The sequence below is a fragment of the Promicromonospora kroppenstedtii DSM 19349 genome, assembly GCF_000515355.1.
Lineage (GTDB): Bacteria > Actinomycetota > Actinomycetes > Actinomycetales > Cellulomonadaceae > Promicromonospora > Promicromonospora kroppenstedtii.
Map to the genome: position 1 here is coordinate 1,652 of NZ_KI911741.1, position 2,348 is coordinate 3,999.

A 2,348-nucleotide genomic window follows, 5' to 3' on the forward strand; every position below is an offset into this window, starting at 1 on the left:
ACCAGGCGGGCGACGGCGACCTCGCGCGAACCACCGTCCGGCGTCCACACGACGGCCCGCGCGCCGAGCGCCGCGAACAGCCCGATCATCGACCCGGCGGGCAGCCCCAGCGCGAGGTTGCCGCCCACGGTCGCGGTCCGGGCGACCTTCGCCGACAGCGAGAGCGCCGAGACGCACTCCCGCACGATCCCGAGCCCGCGATACGGGCCCTGCGCACCGAGCGCACCCGGCCCCGCGACCAGCTCCGCCAGGCTGCACGTGCCGGACACCCGCAGCCCGGCCCCCTCCACGGACCACGGCTCCCAGCCGAGCCCGGTGAGGTCCACCAGGCCGGTCACCCCGGCGTGCAGCGGCTCGGAGTACAGGAACGTGCCCCCGCCCAGGAACACCTCGCCGGGCCGCAGCACGCAGTCGGCGCGGGTCCGCGCCACGCGCACGGTGTCGATGTCCAGGTCCACGGTCCGCGTCTCACCTCTCGTCGATCTCGCGCAGCAGCTCGTACCGGGCGTCGATCGCCTCGACGCGGGCGGTCGAGCCGTCGAGCACCTCGTGCACGCGGTCCGACAGCATCGCCACGACGCTGACCGGCGCCACCAGCGAGTCGTACGCGCCCTGCGTGCTGATCGGGCACTCGATCCACCAGGTCACGGAGCCGGCGAGGTGGCGCAGGCTGGAGTCGGCGAGCAGCAGCACACGGACGCCGTCGGCCAGCAGGGCCTCGACCATCTCGCCCACGCGGAACGCGTGCCGGCGGATCGAGACCACCACGACGACGTCGTCGGGGCCGAGGCCCACGAGGTCGTCGGCGAGCGACTGGCCGGGGCCGGGCGCCAGGTGCACGCGTCCGCGCACCTGGACCAGGTTGCGCCGCAGCTGCGTGGCCGGGCCGAGCGAGCCCCGGCGGCCGACGACCACCACGTCGCCCGCGGTCGCCAGGGCCTCGGCGATCTGGTCGAGCGTCGCGTCGTCGAGCGCGGCGTAGACCTTCTCCAGGTTCCTGACCTCCTGCTCCAGCCGTTCGCGCAGCCCGGGCGAGGGGTCCACGGCGATGGGCAGGCCGCGCCCGCGCTGGGCGCGCAGGTCCTCGCGCAGCCCCTCGAAGTCCTCGTAGCCGAGCTTGCGGAACAGCCGGCTCATCGTGGCCTTGGAGACGCCCGCCAGGGCGGCGAGCTCCGTGGCGCGGTAGGTGCCGAGGTCGCCGAGGTGGTCCAGCAGGGCGTCCGCGGCGCGACCCTCCTGCGGGGACAGGTCTCGGTAGCCGGCGGCGATGCGGTCCTCGAGCGGGCGGTCCGCGAGCGACGTCATCGGGCCTCCTCCGCGAGCGCCAGCACGGCCGCGGTGTACGCGTCCAGCGCGAGGTCCACGTCCTCGGGCTCCACGTGCTCGTCCGGGTGGTGGCTGATCCCGTCGCGGCAGCGCACGAACAGCATGCCGACATCGGTCACGGCGGCCATCGCCATGCCGTCGTGCCCCGCGGGGCTCCACAGCCCGAGCGGGTCGGACGATGTCGTGGTCGCCTTGGTGATCCCGGACGCCACGGCCCGGCTGAGCCGCGGGGCGCAGGTGGTCGACGGCGCCCGGTGGGTCTCGGTGTGCTCGATCGTCACGCCCCGCGCGTCGGCGATCTCACGGCCGGCCGCCGCGATCTGGTCCCACAGACCGTCGCGGTCGGCGTCGGTGCGCCCGCGCAGGTCGAGGGTCAGCTCGGCCCGGCCGGGGATCACGTTGACGGCGCCGGGCTCGACATGAATGTCGCCCACGGTGGCGAGGCAGCCGGCCGCCCGGGCCAGTTCCTCGATGCGGGTGACCAGGTGCGCGGCGGCGACCAGCGCGTCGCGGCGGCGGTCGAACGGCGTGCCGCCCGCGTGCCGGGCCTCGCCGGTGACGGTGAGCACGAACCGGCGTGCCCCGGCGATGGTGGTGACGTAGGCGAGCGGCAGGTCGCGGTCCTGGAGCACCGGCCCCTGCTCGATGTGCGCCTCCAGGTAGCCCACCAGGTCGGCGGGGCGGCGGGCGGCGTCGCCCACCCGGTCCGGGGGCAGGCCGAAGCGCGCGAACGCCTCGCGCAGGGTCACGCCGTCGGCGTCGGCCTGGTCCCACCAGGCCTCGTCCCACTGGCCCGACGCCGCGCAGCTGCCCAGCAGCGCCTTGCCGAACCGGGTGCCCTCCTCGTCGGAGAACCCCACGACCTCCAGGGCGAACGGCAGGGCCTGGCCCCGCAGCCGGTGCGCGACGGCGATCGCGAGCACCACGCCGAGCATGCCGTCGTAGCGCCCGGCGTCGGGCACGGTGTCGAGGTGCGAACCGAGCACGAGCGCGGGCTCGCCCGGGGTGCCGGGCCGCTGGGG

The 2,348-nt window shown here is 75.9% G+C and carries 3 protein-coding genes; all 3 read right to left on the bottom strand.

Features of this window, described 5'->3' with window-relative positions; genetic code table 11:
• The coding region (locus PROKR_RS23390) for an FAD binding domain-containing protein (RefSeq protein WP_211240222.1) at positions 1-458 on the bottom strand (458 nt) is incomplete at its 3' end.
• 10 nt (positions 459-468) lie between these two features.
• On the bottom strand, positions 469-1,305 hold the full coding sequence (locus tag PROKR_RS23395) for a MurR/RpiR family transcriptional regulator (RefSeq protein ID WP_051433280.1): 837 nt from the start codon (positions 1,303-1,305) through the stop codon (positions 469-471).
• Positions 1,302-2,348 (bottom strand): M20 family metallo-hydrolase (locus tag PROKR_RS23400; RefSeq protein WP_051433281.1); only part of this gene is annotated, 1,047 nt, incomplete at its 5' end. The genes PROKR_RS23400 and PROKR_RS23395, both read right to left, overlap by 4 nt.